The sequence below is a fragment of the Nocardiopsis sp. NPDC055551 genome, assembly GCF_053619415.1.
In genome coordinates this window covers 359,373-377,753 of the sequence record NZ_JBSHJJ010000006.1, presented here as the reverse complement: position 1 = coordinate 377,753, position 18,381 = coordinate 359,373, and the positions used below count along the sequence as shown (strand labels likewise).

Annotated in this window: 14 protein-coding genes; 1 reads left to right on the top strand and 13 read right to left on the bottom strand. The window is 69.9% G+C overall.

All coding sequences use genetic code 11. From position 1 onward, the window contains the following. Positions 1-77 precede the first annotated feature (77 nt). The 9 genes from ftsZ to ACWGSK_RS13775 all read right to left on the bottom strand — a co-directional run bounded on the left by ftsZ (position 78) and on the right by ACWGSK_RS13775 (position 13,083). Positions 78-1,625: a cell division protein FtsZ gene (gene ftsZ, locus ACWGSK_RS13815; protein ID WP_358507592.1), complete on the bottom strand. Its 1,548-nt coding sequence runs from the start codon at positions 1,623-1,625 to the stop codon at positions 78-80. 460 nt (positions 1,626-2,085) lie between these two features. Beyond that, the gene (locus ACWGSK_RS13810) at positions 2,086-2,814 is read right to left on the bottom strand and encodes a cell division protein FtsQ/DivIB (RefSeq protein ID WP_358507590.1); all 729 of its coding nucleotides are present in this window, start codon (positions 2,812-2,814) and stop codon (positions 2,086-2,088) included. 12 nt (positions 2,815-2,826) lie between these two features. Next, the gene (gene murC / locus ACWGSK_RS13805; protein WP_452455949.1) at positions 2,827-4,284 is read right to left on the bottom strand and encodes a UDP-N-acetylmuramate--L-alanine ligase; all 1,458 of its coding nucleotides are present in this window, start codon (positions 4,282-4,284) and stop codon (positions 2,827-2,829) included. Continuing rightward, complete coding sequence (murG, locus tag ACWGSK_RS13800) at positions 4,281-5,441, bottom strand: undecaprenyldiphospho-muramoylpentapeptide beta-N-acetylglucosaminyltransferase (protein ID WP_358507586.1); 1,161 nt, start codon at positions 5,439-5,441, stop codon at positions 4,281-4,283. Before murG ends, murC begins: the two co-directional genes overlap by 4 nt. After that, positions 5,438-6,868 carry a putative lipid II flippase FtsW gene (gene ftsW / locus ACWGSK_RS13795; protein ID WP_358507584.1) on the bottom strand — a complete coding sequence of 477 codons (1,431 nt, stop codon included), beginning with the start codon at positions 6,866-6,868 and terminating at the stop codon, positions 5,438-5,440. Before ftsW ends, murG begins: the two co-directional genes overlap by 4 nt. 177 nt (positions 6,869-7,045) lie before the next feature. Further along, positions 7,046-8,512 carry a UDP-N-acetylmuramoyl-L-alanine--D-glutamate ligase gene (gene murD, locus ACWGSK_RS13790; protein ID WP_358507583.1) on the bottom strand — a complete coding sequence of 489 codons (1,467 nt, stop codon included), beginning with the start codon at positions 8,510-8,512 and terminating at the stop codon, positions 7,046-7,048. Positions 8,513-8,516: 4 nt separating this feature from the next. Beyond that, positions 8,517-9,590, bottom strand: coding sequence for a phospho-N-acetylmuramoyl-pentapeptide-transferase (mraY, locus tag ACWGSK_RS13785; protein WP_358507582.1), 1,074 nt, complete (start codon positions 9,588-9,590; stop codon positions 8,517-8,519). Then, positions 9,587-11,029 (bottom strand): UDP-N-acetylmuramoyl-tripeptide--D-alanyl-D-alanine ligase, encoded by a 1,443-nt coding sequence (locus ACWGSK_RS13780; RefSeq protein WP_358507580.1) that lies wholly within the window; start codon positions 11,027-11,029, stop codon positions 9,587-9,589. The genes mraY and ACWGSK_RS13780 overlap by 4 nt, the downstream gene beginning before the upstream one ends. Before the next feature lie 389 nt (positions 11,030-11,418). After that, positions 11,419-13,083: a UDP-N-acetylmuramoyl-L-alanyl-D-glutamate--2,6-diaminopimelate ligase gene (locus ACWGSK_RS13775; RefSeq protein WP_358507578.1), complete on the bottom strand. Its 1,665-nt coding sequence runs from the start codon at positions 13,081-13,083 to the stop codon at positions 11,419-11,421. Between the two features lie 87 nt (positions 13,084-13,170). Between ACWGSK_RS13775 and mmuM the strand changes: the two genes are divergently transcribed. Then, positions 13,171-14,124 carry a homocysteine S-methyltransferase gene (mmuM, locus tag ACWGSK_RS13770; protein WP_452455948.1) on the top strand — a complete coding sequence of 318 codons (954 nt, stop codon included), beginning with the start codon at positions 13,171-13,173 and terminating at the stop codon, positions 14,122-14,124. A gap of 54 nt (positions 14,125-14,178) precedes the next feature. Here mmuM and ACWGSK_RS13765 read toward each other — a convergent pair whose 3' ends face one another. The 4 genes from ACWGSK_RS13765 to mraZ all read right to left on the bottom strand — a co-directional run bounded on the left by ACWGSK_RS13765 (position 14,179) and on the right by mraZ (position 18,334). After that, positions 14,179-16,152: a peptidoglycan D,D-transpeptidase FtsI family protein gene (locus ACWGSK_RS13765; RefSeq protein WP_358507574.1), complete on the bottom strand. Its 1,974-nt coding sequence runs from the start codon at positions 16,150-16,152 to the stop codon at positions 14,179-14,181. Next, complete coding sequence (locus ACWGSK_RS13760; RefSeq protein WP_358507572.1) at positions 16,149-16,592, bottom strand: hypothetical protein; 444 nt, start codon at positions 16,590-16,592, stop codon at positions 16,149-16,151. The genes ACWGSK_RS13765 and ACWGSK_RS13760 overlap by 4 nt, the downstream gene beginning before the upstream one ends. 9 nt (positions 16,593-16,601) lie before the next feature. Then, entirely contained in the window at positions 16,602-17,630 is a 1,029-nt protein-coding gene (rsmH, locus tag ACWGSK_RS13755; protein ID WP_358507637.1) for a 16S rRNA (cytosine(1402)-N(4))-methyltransferase RsmH, read from the bottom strand. Between the two features lie 272 nt (positions 17,631-17,902). Continuing rightward, complete coding sequence (gene mraZ, locus ACWGSK_RS13750; protein WP_358507570.1) at positions 17,903-18,334, bottom strand: division/cell wall cluster transcriptional repressor MraZ; 432 nt, start codon at positions 18,332-18,334, stop codon at positions 17,903-17,905. Positions 18,335-18,381: the final 47 nt, after the last annotated feature.

Below are 18,381 nucleotides of genomic sequence, written 5' to 3'. Positions count from 1 at the left end.
GAGGTCCCGACCCCGGGGGCGGCGACGGCCCCGCCACAAGGGTCGGGGCCGCTGACACGTCGATGGTATCCGGTGGGCTACTTGAGGAACTCCGGCACGTCCAGGTCGTCGGGGTCGTCGAAGATGACCCGACGACGAGGCGTGGGAACGTCGCCGCGCCGCTCGGAGGCGTCCGAGACGGCGTGGATGGGACCGGACTGGACTTCGGACTCCGGCTCCGGTTCGGGTGCCGGAGGCTCCTCGGCCGGAACCGGCTGCGCCGTCGGTGCCGCTGTGGGCTCCGGGGCGATGGGCGCGGCCGGGGCCTCCTCATGGGAGACCCGGTGGCCGTTGCCCTGGTAGGACTCCATGCCCTGGTAGGAGTCGGCGTTCTGTCGGGGCTCCGGCTCGGGACGCGAGGACACCGGCGGGGTCTGCGTGTACCGGGGCTCGGGACGTGCGGACTCCGGGCTCGTCCAAGAGTGGGCGGGCTCGGTGGTCCAGGGTGCCTCGGGCTCCGGGGCGGCCGGTCGGGACGGGGCCGTCCACGGCATGTTGGTGGCCGACGCCCCGCTCGCGCCCTCGGCGGACGGAGCGGCCACGGCGGACTCCTCCTTGCCGGACGTGATGCCTGCCGTGGGGGCGACGGCCTCAGGAGGGTCCACCGGCTGACGCTCCCGCGTCGCCGGCACGATGGCCTCGGGTTCATCGAAGCCCGCGGCTATCACGGTGACCCTCACCTCATCGCCCAAGGCGTCGTCGATGACCGCGCCGAAGATGATGTTGGCCTCCGGGGCCGCCGAGTTGGCGACCAGTTGCGCGGCCTCGTTGATCTCGAAGAGTCCGAGGTCGGAGCCGCCCTGGATGGACAGCAGGACCCCGTGCGCCCCGTCGATACTGGCTTCCAGCAATGGTGAGGAGATCGCCAGTTCGGCCGCTGCGACGGCCCTGTCGTCCCCTCTCGCCGATCCGATCCCCATCAACGCCGATCCCGCCCCGGACATCACCGACTTGACGTCGGCGAAGTCGAGGTTGATCAGGCCCGGTGTGGTGATCAGGTCCGTGATGCCCTGGACACCGGAGAGCAGGACCTGGTCGGCCGCCTTGAACGCGTCGAGGACGCTGACCTGACGGTCGGAGATGGACAGGAGGCGGTCGTTCGGGATGACGATGAGGGTGTCGACCTCCTCGCGGAGCATCGCTATCCCGGATTCGGCCTGGGTCGCACGCCGCTTGCCCTCGAAACCGAAGGGGCGGGTGACCACACCGATGGTCAGGGCTCCCAGGGAGCGGGCGATGTTGGCGACGACCGGGGCTCCTCCCGTGCCCGTGCCACCGCCTTCGCCGGCCGTGACGAAGACCATGTCGGCCCCCTTGAGGACCTCCTCGATCTCCTCACGATGATCCTCCGCGGCCTTGCGGCCGACGTCGGGGTTGGCTCCCGCTCCCAAGCCGCGGGTGAGCTCACGGCCGACGTCGAGCTTGACGTCCGCGTCGCTCATCAGCAGCGCTTGGGCGTCGGTATTGATCGCGATGAACTCAACGCCCTTGAGCCCCTCTTCGATCATTCGGTTGACGGCGTTGACACCGCCGCCGCCGATGCCGACGACTTTGATGACCGCGAGGTAGTTCTGCGGTGCTGCCACGACGAGGGGCCTTTCCGCTCGCATGAGCCGTTCCGTCTTCGCGTCCGCGAGATGGTTCCGCGGGTGCGCCGGCGGTCCGGCATCCGGTTCTACTGAGTGCGTTTCGGGTTCACCCACCTCCCGGTTCGCATGGACCGTCGGCGGGGACCCCGGGTCACCGGTACCGTTCCTCGTGCCTGTGGCCTCGATCAAACGGTTCCTGCGTATCCCGAAAAGCGTGTTTTACTACGTTGTTGATGGTGGTTGTGCTTCCCGACAGTAAGCGGACCGTCGGGTGCGGGCAACCGATGACGGCTTCAGCCTAACCGCGTATAACACGAGGAAGCGAAGTGCGTACTCGGCGCGTCGCGTCTGGAATGTCCTCTCGGAGTGCCGTTTCGCGGTGGTGCGGACCCGCTTGTCCCGGGAACGGCGCGTTGCCCCGACTCCACCCGAACCAGAACATCCCTTGATATTCCCTTCACCTGACCATGGCCAGGTCGGGCGTACCGACGTCGTAGACGCGCCCCTCGGCGGTGGGATGTTCGCGCATCAGCACCCTCAGGACCTCGCTCTTGTCCACGGTGTGTTCGGCGTCGCCCCACTCCACCAGGGAACCGTCCCCCAACTCGATCTTGATCGCGTCGGGGTCCTTGGCGTCGATGAGCTGGATTCGGGCCACGAAGGAGTCGGGGGCCTCCCGCACGATGTCCGCGGCGGCCCGGACCGCCTCGTTCTCCTCGACCTCCCCGGTGACCGACACCAGTGGATGCGTGCCGGGCCGGCTCGTCGAGTCCTCGATGCGCACACCGTCGCCGTCCACCAACCGGTACTCCTCCCCCACCGCGATCGCGAGCAGGGGCTGACGTTCTACGACCTCCACCTTCAAGGTGGCGGGCCAGCCCCTGCTGACGGTGGCGGACTCCACCAGGTCGAGTCCTTCGACGCGGTCGCGGCCGGCGTCCAGGTCCACCCTTATCAGCGGGGTACCGGTGTTCACCGACACCGCCGCCTCGACCTCGGCGGCGGAGATCCGGTCCGCGCCGGTAACCGCGACGTCGCGGACCACCAGCAGCCGGGAACCGAGGAGCAACCACACCACGGCGCAGACCAGGGAGACGACCAAGAGGACCGCGAAGGTCACCTTCCAGGGGTCCGAACTCCCCCGACGTGCCGTCGCAGCGTTCTTCCCGGCCTGGTCGGCACCCACGTGTGTACCCCTTTAGTCGTTTCCGTTGCCCTCTGCCCGCTCCGACAGGGCCGCGACGATGTGCGGACCCAGCTCGGTGACGTCCCCCGCCCCCATGGTCAGGACGATGTCCCCGGGACGGGCGAGTTCGACCACCGTACGCACCGCCTCCTCACGACCGGGCACGTAACGCACCCTTTCGTGGGAGACCTTGGAGGTGATGAGTTCACCGGTCACCCCGGGTTCGGGGTCCTCCCGGGCGGCGAAGACCTCCGTCACCACGACCTCGTCGGCAAGGCTCAGCGCGTCCGCGAACTCCTCGGCGAAGATCCGGGTCCGGCTGTACAGGTGCGGCTGGAAGAGGGCCACGACCCGGCCGAGGGGGACGTCGTCCTCCTCCGCGTCCTCGGAGAAGGACTCCAACGCGGCGCGGGTGGCGCGCAGATCGGCGTCGATCTCGGTGGGGTGGTGGGCGTAGCTGTCGTAGACGCCCACCCCATCGCCCTGGCCCTTGAGCTCGAAGCGGCGGGCCGCTCCGGCGAAGTCGGCGATGCCCTCCACCGCCACGTCCAGGTCGTGCCCGAGTTGGTCGGCCACGGCCACCGCGGCGGCCGCGTTGAGGACGTTGTGCAGTCCTGGGACGGCGACCGTGCCGTCGATCGGGTCGCCGTCGACGGTCTGGAGGGTGAACTCGGTGGTGAAGCCACGGGCGCGGATCCGGGTGATCCGGTAGTCGGCGTCGGCCGCCTCACCGTAGGTCAGCACCCGCTTGCCACGTTCTCGGGCCAGTTCGGCGACCTTGCGGGCACCGGGGTCGTCGACGCCCACGATGAGGGTGCGCTCGACGCGGTCCACGAAGTTCGCGAAGTTGTCGTGGATCTCGTCGAGACCGCTGTAGTTGTCCAGGTGGTCGGCCTCGACGTTGGTGACCACGGCGATCTTGGGCGAGAGCATCAGGAAGGAGCCGTCGCTCTCGTCGGCCTCCACCGCGATGGCGTCGCCGACCCCCGCGTCCGCGCCCAGGCCCGTGGTGACCAGCTTGCCGCCGATCACGTAGCCGGGTTCGGCGCCCAGGTGTTGCAGGACCACGGTGACCATGGAGGTCGTGGTGGTCTTGCCGTGGGTGCCGGAGACGGCGACGCCCTCGCGGTTCAGCAGCAGGGCTCCCAGGGCCGCGGCCCTGGGCAGGATCCGGATGCCGCGACGTCGCGCCTCGACCAGTTCGGGGTTGTCCTCGCGGATCGCGGAGGAGACCACCAGGGTCTCGGCGGGGCCGAGGTTCTCGCCGGCGTGTCCCACGTGGACACGCGCCCCCATCTGTTCGAGTTCGCGCAGCGTGTCACTGTCGCGGGCGTCACTGCCCGAGACCTCGACCCCGGATTGCAGCAGCACCCGGGCGATGCCGGACATGCCGGCTCCTCCGAGGCCGATGAAGTGGGTGCGTCCCAGCTTGTCGACGGGGACCGGTTCGGTCTGCCGGACCAGGCTCATCGTGCGTCCTTACCGTCGTCGTAGTAGACCTCGTCGCCCTCATCCTCGGGCAACGGCATCTCCGGGGTGGGTTTGTCGCCGCGGGCGATCGCCATGACCTCACGGGCGAGCTCGGTGTCGGCGTCGCGGCGGCCCATACGGGAGGCCGCCTCCGACATCGCCACGACCCGGTCGGTGTCGGTGAGCAGCGGGATGAGCTGCTGGACGATCCAGTCGGGCGACAGGGCGGCGTTGTCGACCATGATGCCGCCGCCCGCCTTGACGATGGGCTCGGCGTTCAGGGACTGTTCGCCGTTGCCGATGGCCAGCGGGACGAACGCGCCCGGCAGGCCGACGGCGGTGAGTTCGGCGCAGGTCAGAGCGCCGGAACGGCACATGGCCACGTCCGCGGCGGCGTAGGCCATGTCCATACGGTCGACGTAGGGAACGGCGACGTAGGGGATGCCGTCCTGGGTGAGGTCCTGGGGTTCGTCGGCGTTCTTGGGGCCGACGACGTGCAGAACCTGCACGCCGGCGTCGCGGAAGGCGTCGCGGGCGGCGAAGGCGGCCTCGTTGACGCGCTGGGCGCCCTGGGAGCCGCCGAAGATCAACAGGGTGGGCAGGTCGGGACGCAGGCCGAAGTAGGTGCGCGCCCTGTCACCCATGGCCAGACGGTCCAAGGAGGTGACCTGCTTGCGCAGCGGGATGCCGATGAAGCGCCCGTTGCGTATCTGGGCGTGGGGGTGCCCGGTGAAGACGTGCGGGGTGAGCCGCGCGCCGAGCCGGTTGGCCAGGCCGGGCAGCGGGTTGGCCTCGTGCACGATGATGGGCATCTTGCGACGACGGGCCGCGAGGTATCCGGGGGTGGCGACGTAACCGCCGAAGCCGACCAGGACGTCGGCCTGGATCCGGTCGAGCTGTTCGCCCGCGGCGCTGAGGGCGCCGGCGAGTTTGCCCGGAACGGTGAGCAACTGTGGGGTGAGCCTGCGTGGTAGGGGGACCGCGGGGATCAGGCCCAATTCGTAACCGCGCATGGGAACGAGTCGGGTCTCCAGACCACGCTCGGTTCCCAGGCAGAGGATCTCGGTGTTCGGGTCGATGCGCCGCAGCGCGTCCGCAAGTGAGAGTGCGGGCTCGATGTGCCCGGCCGTGCCGCCTCCGGCGAGGGCTACCCTCATCGTCGTCGATTCCTCCTTGGCCGGTCACCCGCCGGGACCGGGCCGCTCTGGTTCTTGGCCGTTGTCTTGGTGTCGCGCTTGCGCGCCGGGCGAGGGGTGCTCGGCGCGGATGTGCGCTTGGAAGTCGTGCCTCCGGCCCGATTCTGGACGGAAGCGACGAAGTTCTCCAGGCCAAGCCAGCTTAGAGCCCTTTGGGGCCAACCGGGACCGCGAGCCGCCAGCGCCTTCTGTGCCTGGGGCTCGTTACGGGCGAGTGCGAGCAGCACACCGAGGGCGATCATCGTGGGGATCAGCGCCGAACCACCGTAGGAGACCAGGGGCAGCGGGATACCGGTGACCGGGACCAGGCCGATGACGGCGGCGATGTTGATCATGGACTGACCGATGATCCAGGTCGAGATGGCGAAGGCGGCCAGGCGCGAGAAGGGGTCCTTGACACGGAAGGCGACCCGCAGCCCGGCGTAGCCGAGCATGCCGAGCAGACAGAGCACGAGCAGGGTGCCGATGAGACCGAACTCCTCGCCGATGATGGCGAAGATGAAGTCGGACTCGGCGAAGGGCAGGAACCCCCACTTCTCACGGCTGGCGCCGATACCGACCCCGAAGATGCCTCCGGTTCCCAGCGCGTACAGGCCGTGCAGGGACTGGAAGCCCGCCCCGGAGGGGTCGGCCCCCGGGTCGAGGAACGCGGTGATGCGGGTCATTCGGAACGGCTCGATCGCGATGACGATCGCGGCCAGGCCCACGACCAGTCCGAACATCGCGACGAACAGCCTGCCCGGAGCCCCCACGACCCACAACAAGGCGAGGAAGACCAGTAGCAGCACCAGGGTCGTGGACAGGTCCGAGCCGATCAGGACCAGCAGGGTGAGCAGACCACAGCCGGGCACCAGCGGGATCAACAGCTGCCGCCACTCGGTGAGCTCTTTGAGCTCCTCCTTGCGGGCCAGGATGTTGGCGCCCCACAGGGCGAAGGCGAGCTTGGCGGGTTCGGAGGGCTGGATGACCAGGCCGCCGATCTCCAGCCAGCGCATCGCGCCGTTGACCTCGGTGCCCTGAAAGGCGGTGAGCAGCAGCAGCGCCACCGACACGATCATGGCCGGGTAGCCGACCATCCGAAAGATCCACAGCGGCGTCTGGGAGGCCAGCAGCATGAGGGGAAGGCCGATCGCCGCCGACGTCAACTGGCGTTGGAAGACGGAGAAGGCCGATCCCGTCTCGCTGATGGAGTTGACCATCGTCGAGGACAGGACCATCACCAGTCCCAGGGCGATGAGCATCATCCCGGTACTGAGGATCAGGTAGTAGGAGGTGAGCGGCCGGTCCAGGGACCTGGCCCACTCACGCCAAAGCGCACGCTCGCGCCCACCGGAGGCAGTACGCCCCCGGCTCCGGGTCGCCCCGGGAACCGCTGTCGTCGCCGCCATCCACACACCCTCCGCACGATCGGCGCCTCAATAGTGGCGTACCGGCGGGTCGGGACCAGTGGACATTTTCCGCGTGTTGGCCATCTTTGACGGGCTTCACGGGTGGTACGGCACACAACAGGGCCACCGGAACACGAAGTGTCGTCGTCCGATGACCCTGGGTGCGATATCGGTGGTTCAACCGAGGCGGCGGACGGCCTCGGAGAAGAAGCGGCCCCGCTCGGGGTAGTCGGTGAACATGTCCATGGACGCGGCGGCCGGGGCGAGCAGCACCGTGTCACCCTCCCGGGCCAACGCGGCGGCCTCGCCGACCACCACGTCCATGACGGTGTGCTCGCGAGGAGCGTCGGCGGCGGGTCCCTCGACCTCCACCACCGGCACGTCCGGGGCGTGCTCGTCCAAGGCCTCCCGGATGCGCGCCCGGTCGGCGCCGATCAGCACCACGCCGCGCAATCGGGCGGCGGCCTCGGCGACCAGGTCGTCCACCTCGGCGCCCTTGAGCAGCCCGCCGGCCACCCACACCACGGACTCGTAGGAGTTCAGGGAGGCCGCGGCGGCGTGCGGGTTGGTGGCCTTGGAGTCGTCGACGTAGTCCACTCCCGCCACCTTGGCCACGTGGGCGATCCGGTGGGGTTCGGGGACGAACGCGTTCAGACCGGCGCGGATCGAGTCGGCGGTCACACCGATCGAGCGGGCCAGGGCCGCCGCGGCCAGGGCGTTGGCGACGTTGTGCGGGGCGGCCGGGCGGACGTCGCCCAGGGTCGCCAGTTCCTCGGCGCTGCTGTGGGGTTCGGCGACGAAGGCCCGGTCCACCAGCAGGTCCTCGACCACGCCCAGTTCACCCGCGCGCGGGGTGTCCAGGCGCAGGCCCACCAGCGGGGTGTGCGGGTCACCGTCCTCCTCGGCCAGGCGCACCGACCATTCGTCGGCGGTGTTGACCACGCGCACGGTGCCGCGGGCGAACACCTTGCCCTTGGCTCGGGCGTAGGGGTCGAGTCCGCCGTGCCAGTCCAGGTGGTCGGCGGCGATGTTGAGGACTGTGGCCGCGTGCGGGCGCGGGCTGTCGGCCCAGTGCAGCTGGAAGCTGGACAGTTCCACGGCCAGGACGTCGTACACGTGACCGTCGGCGTCCGGGCGGACCGCGTCGATGACGGGGGTGCCGACGTTGCCGACGGCGAGCGCGTCGCGGCCGTCCGCGCGCAGGATCGATTCGAGCATGCGCACGGTGGTGGTCTTGCCGTTGGTGCCGGTGATGGCCAGCCACACCTGGTCGGCGGGCTTGATCCGCCAGGCCAGTTCCACGTCGCCGATGACCTCCACGCCGGCCTCGGCGGCGCGGAGCAGCAGCGGCGAGTCGGGACGCCAGCCGGGTGAGGTGACGACCAGGTCGCAACCCTCGGGCAGGGGCGTGTCACCGAGGAGGACCCTCGCGCCCGCCTCGGTGAGTTCGGCGGCCACGGCGCGGGTGGTCTCGTCGTCACGGCCGTCGACGACGACCACCCGGGCCCCCTGCGCCAGGAGCGCCCTGGCGACGGGGGGACCGGAGACTCCGAGACCGGCGACACAGACCAACGCGCCCGCGAAGGGGTTCTCGCCTTCGGCGGGCGCGGTGGTCGGGGAGGTGGAAGAACGGTGGTGCGGCATGCCTCTAGCTTGGCATCCATTCGAGGTAGAACAGGCCGATCGCCACCGCCATGAACAGACCTTGGATGATCCAGAAACGGATCACGATGGTCGGTTCGGCCCAGCCCTTGAGCTCGAAGTGGTGCTGCAGTGGCGCCATGCGGAACACGCGTTTGCCGGTGAGGCGGAACGACGTGATCTGGATCATCACGGACAGGGTGATGATGACGAACAGTCCACCGATGATCAGCAGCAGGAGCTGGGTGCGGGTGGTGATGGCCAGACCCACGATGAGACCGCCCAGGGCCAGCGAACCGGTGTCGCCCATGAAGATCTTCGCCGGGGGCGCGTTGAACCACAGGAAGGCGATGCAGGAGCCGAGCACGGCGGAGGCCACGACGGCCAGGTCCAGGGGGTCGCGGACCGTGTAACAGCTGGAGGTGAGGGCCTCCACGCAGGACTGTCGCAGCTGCCAGTTGCCGATGATGACGTAGGCGGCCAGCGACAGGATGACCGCGCCGGTGGCCAGGCCGTCCAGACCGTCGGTGAGGTTCACCGCGTTGGAGAACCCGACGATGAGGAACAGCGCCCAGATGACGAACACGCCGATCATCAGCGGCGGTCCGAAGTCGCGCAGGAAGGACAGCTGGGGGGCGGCCGGGGTGTAGCCGTACCCGTTGGGGAACTGGGTGACGCCGTAGGCGAAGCCCACACCGATGACGGCCTGACCGACCATCTTGGCGCCACTGCGCAGACCCAGGCTGCGGCGCTTGTAGATCTTGATGAAGTCGTCGAGGAAGCCGACACAGCCCATGCCGACGAACAGGAACATCACCAGCAGACCGGAGGCCGTGGGCCCGGAGGCCGTCGGCTGGACGATCCACAGCACCAGGTGGGAGCCGAAGTAACCGATCACCGCACCGAGGATGATGACGATGCCGCCCATGGTGGGCGTGCCCTGCTTGGTCTTGTGACCCTCGGGTCCGTCGTCGCGGACCTCCTGTCCGAACTTGAACCGGTACAGGAGCTTGATGAGCGGCGGCATCAGCAGCATGGAGACGATCAGCGCGAGCGCCGCCGCGATGGTGATCCCGATCATTGGTCATCACCCTTGGTGATGAGGTCGATAACCCTTTCGAGCGCAGCCACGCGCGATCCCTTCACAATGACGACGTCTCCTGTGCGCATCCGCTCGCGCACCGCTTCGGCTGCCGCCTCGGCGTCGGGAACTCGGATGCTCTCACCGCTCCACCGGTCGGCGGCGCGTTCGGCACCGATGGCGATGCCCTCGGCCGCCTCCCCGACCACGACCAGGTGGTCCACGCCGATGTCGGCGACGAACTCGCCGATCTTCTCGTGTTCGGCGTCGCCCTCTTCCCCGAGCTCCGCCATATGGGCGAGCACGGCGATGGCGCGGCGTTCCCTGGCCAAGGAGGCCAGGGTGGTCAGCGCGGCCCGCATCGATTCGGGGTTGGCGTTGTAGGCGTCGTTGACGAGGGTGACACCGTCGTGTTCGGTGACCTCCATCCGCCAACGGCTGACCGGGGTGGCCGCGCCGAGGGCTGCGGCGATGTCTTCGATGTCCATGCCGAGCTCGTCGGCGACGGCGGCGGTGGCCAGGGCGTTGCTCACCTGGTGGGCGCCGACCAGTCCCAGTCGGACCCGGGTCGAGCGGCCGTTCAGGTGCAGCGTGAACGCCGGGGCTCCGCTGTCTTGGGTGGTGATGTCGGTGGCGCGCACGTGGGCGTCCTCGGCGGTGCCGTAGAGGACGACGCGCGCGTCGGTGCGGGAGGCCATGGCGCGGACCAGCGGGTCGTCGGCGTTGAGGACGGCCAGGCCGCCCGTGCCGCGCCGCTCGGAGCCGGCCGGGAGCGCCTCGACGAGTTCTCCCTTGGCCTTGGCGATGGCGTCGCGGCCACCGAATTCGCCCATGTGCGCGCTGCCGACGTTGAGCACCACGCCGATCCGGGGCGGGGCGACGCGGCACAGGTGGGCGATGTGCCCGATGCCGCGCGCGGCGACCTCCAGGATCAGGTGGCGGGTGTCGGTGTCGGCACGCAGCACCGTGAGCGGGTGGCCGATCTCGTTGTTGAAGGAGCCGGCCGGGGCCACGGTGGCCCCCATACGACCCACGACCTGGGCGATGAGGTCCTTGGTCGTGGTCTTGCCGGAGGAGCCGGTGACGCCGACGATCCGCGTCGTGGCGTCCTCGCGCGTCGGATCGCCGAGTTCACCGGCCACGTACCTGGCCAGACGGGCCAGGGCCGCTACGACCTCGTCGTCTCCGCCGTCCACCAGCAGGTGCGGTGCGGGGACCGGGCGCGAGGCCAGGACGGCGACCGCCCCGGCCGCCACCGCGGACTCGGCGAAGTCGTGTCCGTCGACCCTCTCTCCGTTGAGCGCGACGAAGAGCGCTCCGGACTCCACCAGTCGGGAGTCGATGACGACGGGGCCGTCGACGACGGCGTCCGGGGGCGCTGATCCGCCGATGGCGGTTTGGGTGATCTCAGCGATCCGATCGAGCGTGAGCGCGATCAAATCCACTCCTCAGGTCAGGCCCGGCCCACAGCGCCCCAAGGGCATTGGCCACCCGGCCTCGGGTTTCGGGTCAGGGGATGGCACCGCGGATACCGTGCGCGCGGTGCCACACCGGGCCACTGACGACCCGACGATGCCGGGTCATGGGCGCCACGTGGGGCGGCACTATCGGGCTGCGATTGCCGGACCTACCTTAGAACATGTTGGGGCGTCCGGGGTCCCGACGGGGCCCTGTGAACGCCAATATGCTCCACTTCGTAACCGCCAAGGGCCATACCGAGAGTGATACGCACACGTCAGGGCGCTCGATGTGACCGGGACACGGCCACAGGCCGTGTCCCGGTGAGTGGACGGCACCATTTTCGGCGCGTCTTCGGTGTGTCGGAGTGTCAGCCCTGGTCCGGTGCGCGGTGTACGTCCCGGAGGGCGTCCCCGAGCCGTTGCCCGGCCCGGATGCGCAGCGCGTCCTCGATGGCCCCGCGCAGCACCTCACGATCGTCGAAGGGCAGGACCTCGCCCTTGACGTACTGGCCGGTCTCGTGGCCCTTTCCGGCGACCACGACGACGTCGCCGGGGCCGGTGCGGGCCACGCCCAGACCGATCGCCTCGGCCCGGTCGAACTCCACGGTGACACGTGCCCGTCGATCCTCGGGGACCTTGGCGACCCCTTCGAGCATCGCCGTGGCGATCGTCACCGGGTCCTCGGTACGCGGGTTGTCGTTGGTGATGATCAGGTGGTCGGCCAGGCGCGCGGCGGCCTCGCCCATGAGCGGGCGTTTGGCCCGGTCACGGTCACCGCCACAGCCGACCACCATGGTGACCCGTCCCTCGGTGGTGGCGCGCAGGGCGCTCAGGACGGCTTCGATGGCGCCGGGTTTGTGCGAGTAGTCGACCAGCGCGGTGAAGTCCTGTGGCTGCGCCGCCTCGCGGGCCTCCACCTGTTCCATACGGCCCGGGACGCCGGGCGCCGCGGCGACTCCGGCGATGGCCGTCTCCATCGGAAGACCCGCCTCGACCAGACCGACGATGGCGGCCATGGCGTTGGAGACGTTGAAGGGTCCCGGTAGCGCCACGGACGCCTTGGCCTCCATGCCGCCGGGTCCGACGACGCGGAAGGTGCTGCCGGTGGCCCCCAGGTGGACGTCCACGGCGTTCCAGTCCGCTTCCATGGCGCTCTCGGGGTCGGCGTCGGAGAAGCCCTCCACGGCGAAGGTGGTGACGGGGACGTCCCCGCGTGGCTGCACCATGTCCACCAGTGCGCGACCGAAGCGGTCATCGACGTTGACCACCGCGATGTCGCAGTACTCGGGGGTGAACAGGAGCGCCTTGGTGTCGAAGTAGTCGCGCAGGTCCGAGTGGAAGTCCAGGTGGTCCTGGGACAGGTTGGTGAAGATCGCCACGTCGAAGCGGGCGCCACCGACCCGGCCCAGGGCGAGGGCGTGGCTGGAGACCTCCATGGCGGCGGCGGTGACGCCGCGTTCGGCCATGACGGCGAAGAGGCCGTGCAGGTCGGTGGCCTCCGGCGTGGTCAGGGAGGAGGCGACGCGTTCGTCGCCCACCCGCATCTCCACGGTGCCGATCAGGCCGGTGCTCATCCCGGCCTGGCGCATCCCGGACTCGATCAGGTAGCTGATCGTGGTCTTGCCGCTGGTGCCCGTGGTCCCGACCAGGAGCAGGTCGCGGGCGGGCTCGTCGAAGACCCAGGCGGCGACCGTGCCGAGCGCGGCGCGCGCGTCGGGGACCACGACCACGGGCAGGCCGGTCGCCACGGCCTCGTCGGCGCCGTCGGCGTCGGTCAGGATCGCGGCGGCCTCGGCGTCGGCCGCCTGCCGGGAGAACCGGGCGCCGTGGACGCGGGTTCCGGGCAGGGCGACGTACAGGTCGCCTTGGCCGACCTGTCGAGAGTCGTGGGTGATGCCGCGGACGTGGATCTCACGTGGAGGCATGTCCGCGGGCCGGTCCGGATCCAGGTCCGGGCGCAGCAGGGTGGTGTCCGGACCGAGCTTCGTCGCCAGGTCGGACAGTGGACGGAGTTTGGAGTGTTCAGGTCGCATTACCGGTGGCACGTCTGGAGATTAACGGCTGTGGGGGGCCGGTCGGTAATTTCCACGCTGGGCCGGTCCGCGTTTCCCCGGCAGGGGATGGTGTGGCCTTTCGTCCGGGTTGGGACAGGTGGGTCGAGAAGGGTGGTCACGTTGGCGAACCGGGCACTGGTGTTGGACGGCGGACTCGCGACGCGGTTGGAGGCCTACGGCCGTGACCTGGGAGATGGTCTGTGGTCGGCCCGACTGTTGGCGCGGGAGCCGGAACTGATCGCGCGGGTGCACCGCGACTACTTCGAGGCCGGCGCGGACGTGGCGATCGCCGCCGGCTATCAGGCGAGCGTCGACGGGTTCACCGCCCATGGGTACTCGCGCGCCGAGGCCTTGGGGTTGCTGGCGCGGTCGGTGGAACTGGCGGTGACCGAACGGGACGCGTTCGGCTCGGGTCTGGTGGCGGCGGGCGTGGGCCCCTATGGCGCGGCCCTGGCGGACGGGTCGGAGTACACCGGCGACTACGACCTGGACGAGGAGGGGCTGTACCGGTGGCACCGGGAGCGGTGGCGGGTGCTCACCGACTCCGGTGCGGATCTGGTGGCCTGCGAGACGCTGCCGTCGGCCGCCGAGGCCCGGGCACTGGCCCGCCTGGTGGCGGAGACTCCGGGGGTCCGTGCGTGGTTCTCCTTCTCGTGCGCCGACGACACTCGGATCGCCGATGGCACGCCGCTGCGCAAGGTGGCGGAGGGATTGGCGCCGTTGTACCGGCGGGGGCGGGTGGTGGCCGTGGGCGTGAACTGCGTTCCGCCGTCGAACGTGTCCGCCCTGGTGCGGGAGGTGGCCTCGGTGGGTCTGGCCTCGGTGGCCTACCCGAACTCGGGTGAGGTGTGGGACGCCCGACGCCGGACGTGGGCCGGTGCCACCGACATCGAGGGCTTCGCCGCGGCGGCGGCCGGTTGGTGCTCGGACGGCGCCGTGCTGGTGGGCGGTTGCTGCCGTACCGGCCCCGCCCACATCCGTGCCCTCCGCGAAGCCGTGGACGACCGCCACCCCGGCTAGGACGGCGTACCCCGGGGCGGGCCGGCAGGCGGCCCGCCCCGGGTGGTGCGCGTGTCAGCCGTCGGCGTCCTCGTCCTCCACCAGGCGGATGGCCGGGGCCTCCTCGTCGGTCGGGGGGACCTTGTAGGACTTCAGCGCGAAGGACATGATGTCGTTGAACACCGGGCCCGCCGCCTCACCGCCGTAGTAGGTGCCCTGCGGGTTGTGCAGCACCACCTGGACCACCAGTTCCGGGTCGTCCGCGGGGGCGAACCCGGCGAAGGTGGCCGTGTAGCCGCCCTCGTCGTAGCGGCCCGTCTCCGGGTCGATCCGGTTGGCGGTGCCGGTCTTGCCGGCCACCCGATAGCCGTCGATGCGGGCCTGCGGCGCGGTTCCCTCGTCACTGGTGACCGCCTCCAGCATCAGTTGGAGCTGTTCGGCGGTCTCCTCGCTGATCACCCGTTGACGGGCGGGCTCCTCGGCCTTGGTGAACTCGCCCTCCGGGTCGACCGTTCCCGAGACGAGCGTCGGTTCGACCCGCACTCCCCCGTTGGCCACGGTGGCGTAGACCGAGGCCATCTGCACGGCGTTGACCGACAGACCGTGTCCGATGGACACCGACGGCAGCTGGGTGCCCCACCAGTCGTCGGGATCGCTGAGCACACCGGCCTCCTCACCCGGCAGGGCCAGGCCCGTGGGCTGTCCCAGACCGAAGTTCGTCATGTAGCGGTGCAGGACCGAGGCGCCCACCTGATCGGCGATCTTGATCGTGCCCACGTTGCTGGACTGGGCCATGATCCCGTTGGTGGTCAGGCGCTGGGTGCCGTCGTTGCTGGAGTTGCGGAAGGTCTGGTCGTAGTACTGGAGCGCGTAGGGCACGGTGTAGACCGTCTCCGGGGTGGTCTTCTGCTCCTCCAGGGCGGCCGCCAAGGTGATGACCTTGTTGGTGCTGCCGGGCTCGAAGGTGGAGGCCACCGACCCGTTGCTCCGGTCCTCGGGCTCGGAGGAGGCGATGTCGGTCTGGTCGTAGGTGGGGAAGTCGGCCATGGCCAGGATCTCCCCCTCCTTGTTGGAGACCACGACGCTGCCCGCTTCGGCCTCCAGCTCCTCGACCCGGTTCGCCAACGCCTGTTGGGCGTACCACTGCAGGTCACGGTCCAGGGTCAGGCGTACGTCCTGACCGGCCTCGGGTTCGCGCACCAGACCGCCGGCCATGGGGATCTGGGTGCCGTCCTGGCCGACCTCGACCTGCCGCTTGCCGGCCTCACCGGCGAGCGTGGAGTCCATGTAGCCCTCCAGGCCTTCGAGGCCGTGCCCCTCGGCACCGACGAAACCGATCAGGTCGGAGGCACCGGTCTCGTCGGGGTAGACCCGGTTGTAGTCGACGTCGGCGCCCACTCCGCTCAGGCCGAGCTCCCTGAACTCCCCCCAGTCGCCGGGCGAGATGTCCTTCGCCACGATCTGGTAGCGGCTCGGCTTGGCGTCGACCTTGGCCGTCACGTCCTGCTCTTCCAGGTCGAAGCGGCTCACCAGTTCGTCGATGAGCCGGTCCCGTTCGTCCTCCGCGACCTCCTCGGGGTCGACGAAGACGTTGCGGACCTCCACCGACAGGGCGAAGGGGTTGCCTTCGGAGTCGGTGATCTGCCCGCGCAGGGTGGGGATGTCGATGGTCTGCATGCGCAGGTTCGCCGCGGCCTCGGCGTAGGTCTCGGCGTCGATCCCCTGGATCTGGGTGAGGCGTCCGGCGAACAGCATCAGGATCACCACGATGATGACCCCACCGGCCTTGATCCGCTTACGCGGGTCGCCGGCTCGGAAGGTACGACGCAGCAACGGTGGGGGCGGCGGCGGACTCGACCGACGGCGGGGGCGTTCCCCCCGCCGTACCGGACGGCCCGTGCCACCGGATCCGCCACCGGCCCGAGCCCGCCCGCTCTGGGCCGGCCGGTTCGGTCTCCTCTGTGAGCCCTTGTTCGGCCGCGACCCGGAGCGGCTGGTCGCTCCGGGTCGGCGGGGGTCACGTGGGCGTCGGTCCCGAGGCGTGCTCAATCATCGCTCCCAGCGTCCCCGGTGATCTCACCGTTGTCCAAGTCCAGGAAGAGCGGGGCCTCGCCCGGCTCCATCCCCATCTCCTCCGCCTCCTCCGCGATGCGGTCGGAGGTCTCCAGGTGGGCGACGGACTCCTGGAGCCGCTGTTCCTCGTAGGACATCTCGCGGTTCTCCGACTGCAGGCTGGTGATGGCGTAGGCCTCCTGCGCCACGAGACTGCGCAGCAGCAGCAGGCTGATGAGGGCCCCGCCCAACAGGCAGAGGATGAGTAGCACGAAGGGGATCTTCGGGGCGCGACTCGCCGCGGCTCCCCCCGTCGCGCGTGCCTTGGCGGCCGGCGCCTTGGTGCGCACCGAGCGTGGGGGCGCGGCGGTACGGGTGGTGGTCCCGGTGCGTCCGCGGTCCTTGCCGTTGCGGCGGGTGTCCGTCTTCGTGCCCATCTGTTCTCCCTACTGCCGCGACGGTTCGCGCACACGCTCGGCCGCCCGGAGCCGGGCTGACTGCGCGCGCGGATTGCGTTCGTTCTCTTCGTCCGTGGGGAGTTCGGCGCCCCTGGTGAGGAGCTTCAGTTCCGGTTGCCGGTCCGGGAGAGGGACCGGGAGGTCGGGAGGCGTGGTGTCGGTGGCCAGCGCGGCGAAGGCCTTCTTGGTCATCCGGTCTTCGAGGGAGTGGTAGGACAGCACCGCGATGCGTCCGCCCATGGCCAGCCGGGACAGGGCGGCGGGCAGGGTCTCCTTGAGGATGGACAGTTCGGCGTTGACCTCGATGCGCAGCCCCTGGAAGGCGCGCTTGGCGGGGTGCCCTCCGGTACGCCTGGTGGCGGCGGGGATGGACTCGCGGACCAGGTCGGCCAGTTCCCTGGTGGAGGTGATGCGGCCCTGCGCGCGGCGGCGTTCGATGGCCTTGGCCACGCGCGGCGCGAAGCGTTCCTCGCCGTAGTTGCGCAGGACACGGATGAGCTCACCGACGGGATAGTCGTTGACGACCTCTTCGGCGGTGAGTCCCTGGGTGCGGTCCATGCGCATGTCCAAGGGCGCGTCCTGGGCGTAGGCGAACCCGCGGTCGCTCTCGTCCAGCTGGGGTGAGGAGACCCCCAGGTCGAGCAGGACGGCGTCGGCCCGGTCGAACCCGGCCTCGTCCAGGGCCCGCGGGATCTCCGAGTAGACCGCGTGCACGAAGTGGGTGCGGTCGGCGAAGGGCTTCAGTCGTTCGGCGCTGCGCTCCAAAGCGGTGGTGTCGCGGTCCACACCGACCAGCCGCAGGTTCGGGCAGGCCTTGAGCAGTGCCTCGGAGTGGCCGCCCAGGCCGAGGGTGCCGTCGACGAGCACCGCGTCGGGGCGGGTGAGCGCCGGGGCGAGCAGTTCGACGATCCGGTCCAGCATCACCGGCACATGGGCCTGCGCGGTGTCACCGAGGTCGTCGTGGTCCTGTGACGCTTCGTCCCCGTCGGGACGGTCGTGCTTGCGGGTCTCCCCCATGCGGTGCTGTTCCTCCACGCTGTCGCGGTCTCCCCCTGAGTCCATGAGCGCGCCCCGGGGGCGCGTCACGGTGTCCTTCGCGTGGCCCGGCCGGGAGTCACCGGTGGGCCTCCGGACACGGCCGCTATTGTCCACCCTTCGGTGGGTCCAGCGTCCACGACCTGGCACCGGGGAAGTCGCGCCAGCTCGTGTCTCGTGTCCGGAGACCACCGCCGGTCCCGGCATTGCATGGACGTAGTGCCGTCCGCGCGGCGCAGAAAGGACCGCCCCGCTCACAGCACCCCGGGCAGCACCTCCTCTGAGAGTTGCGCGAACTCCTGCTCCTGTTCGGCCTCGTAGTCCGACCACGCCTGGGAGTCCCAGATCTCCAAACGCGTGTTGGCGCCGATGACGACGCACTCCCGGTCCAGGCCCGCGTACTCGCGCAGTTTCGGCGGGACGGTGACCCTGCCCTGCTTGTCGCAGTCCTGATCCGACGCGCCGGCGAAGAGAATCCGGCCGTAGTCGCGAACCGCCTTGGCGGTGACCGGTGCGGAGCTCAGGGCTGCGGTCAGACGAGCGAACTCGTCCGTCGGAAAGACATAGAGGCAGCGCTCCTGGCCCTTCGTGATCACCACACCCCCCGACAGTTCGTCGCGGTACTTCGCGGGAAGGAACAGCCGTCCCTTCTGATCGAGGCGAGGTGTGTGGGTGCCGAGGAACACACGCTCACCCCCTCACCCCCCGAGTGGAGAATTCACCCTCTCCACGC

What these genes read in the sequence shown, in the direction of transcription:
- murC (WP_452455949.1), bottom strand. Translation starts at nt 4,284, where the DNA reads ATGAGCCTGGTCCGGCAGACCGAACCGGTCCCCGTCGACAAGCTGGGA.
- murG (WP_358507586.1), bottom strand. Translation starts at nt 5,441, where the DNA reads ATGAGGGTAGCCCTCGCCGGAGGCGGCACGGCCGGGCACATCGAGCCC.
- ftsW (WP_358507584.1), bottom strand. Translation starts at nt 6,868, where the DNA reads ATGGCGGCGACGACAGCGGTTCCCGGGGCGACCCGGAGCCGGGGGCGT.
- murD (WP_358507583.1), bottom strand. Translation starts at nt 8,512, where the DNA reads ATGCCGCACCACCGTTCTTCCACCTCCCCGACCACCGCGCCCGCCGAA.
- mraY (WP_358507582.1), bottom strand. Translation starts at nt 9,590, where the DNA reads ATGATCGGGATCACCATCGCGGCGGCGCTCGCGCTGATCGTCTCCATG.
- ACWGSK_RS13775 (WP_358507578.1), bottom strand. Translation starts at nt 13,083, where the DNA reads ATGCGACCTGAACACTCCAAACTCCGTCCACTGTCCGACCTGGCGACG.
- mmuM (WP_452455948.1), top strand. Translation starts at nt 13,171, where the DNA reads ATGGTGTGGCCTTTCGTCCGGGTTGGGACAGGTGGGTCGAGAAGGGTG.
- ACWGSK_RS13760 (WP_358507572.1), bottom strand. Translation starts at nt 16,592, where the DNA reads ATGGGCACGAAGACGGACACCCGCCGCAACGGCAAGGACCGCGGACGC.
- rsmH (WP_358507637.1), bottom strand. Translation starts at nt 17,630, where the DNA reads ATGGGGGAGACCCGCAAGCACGACCGTCCCGACGGGGACGAAGCGTCA.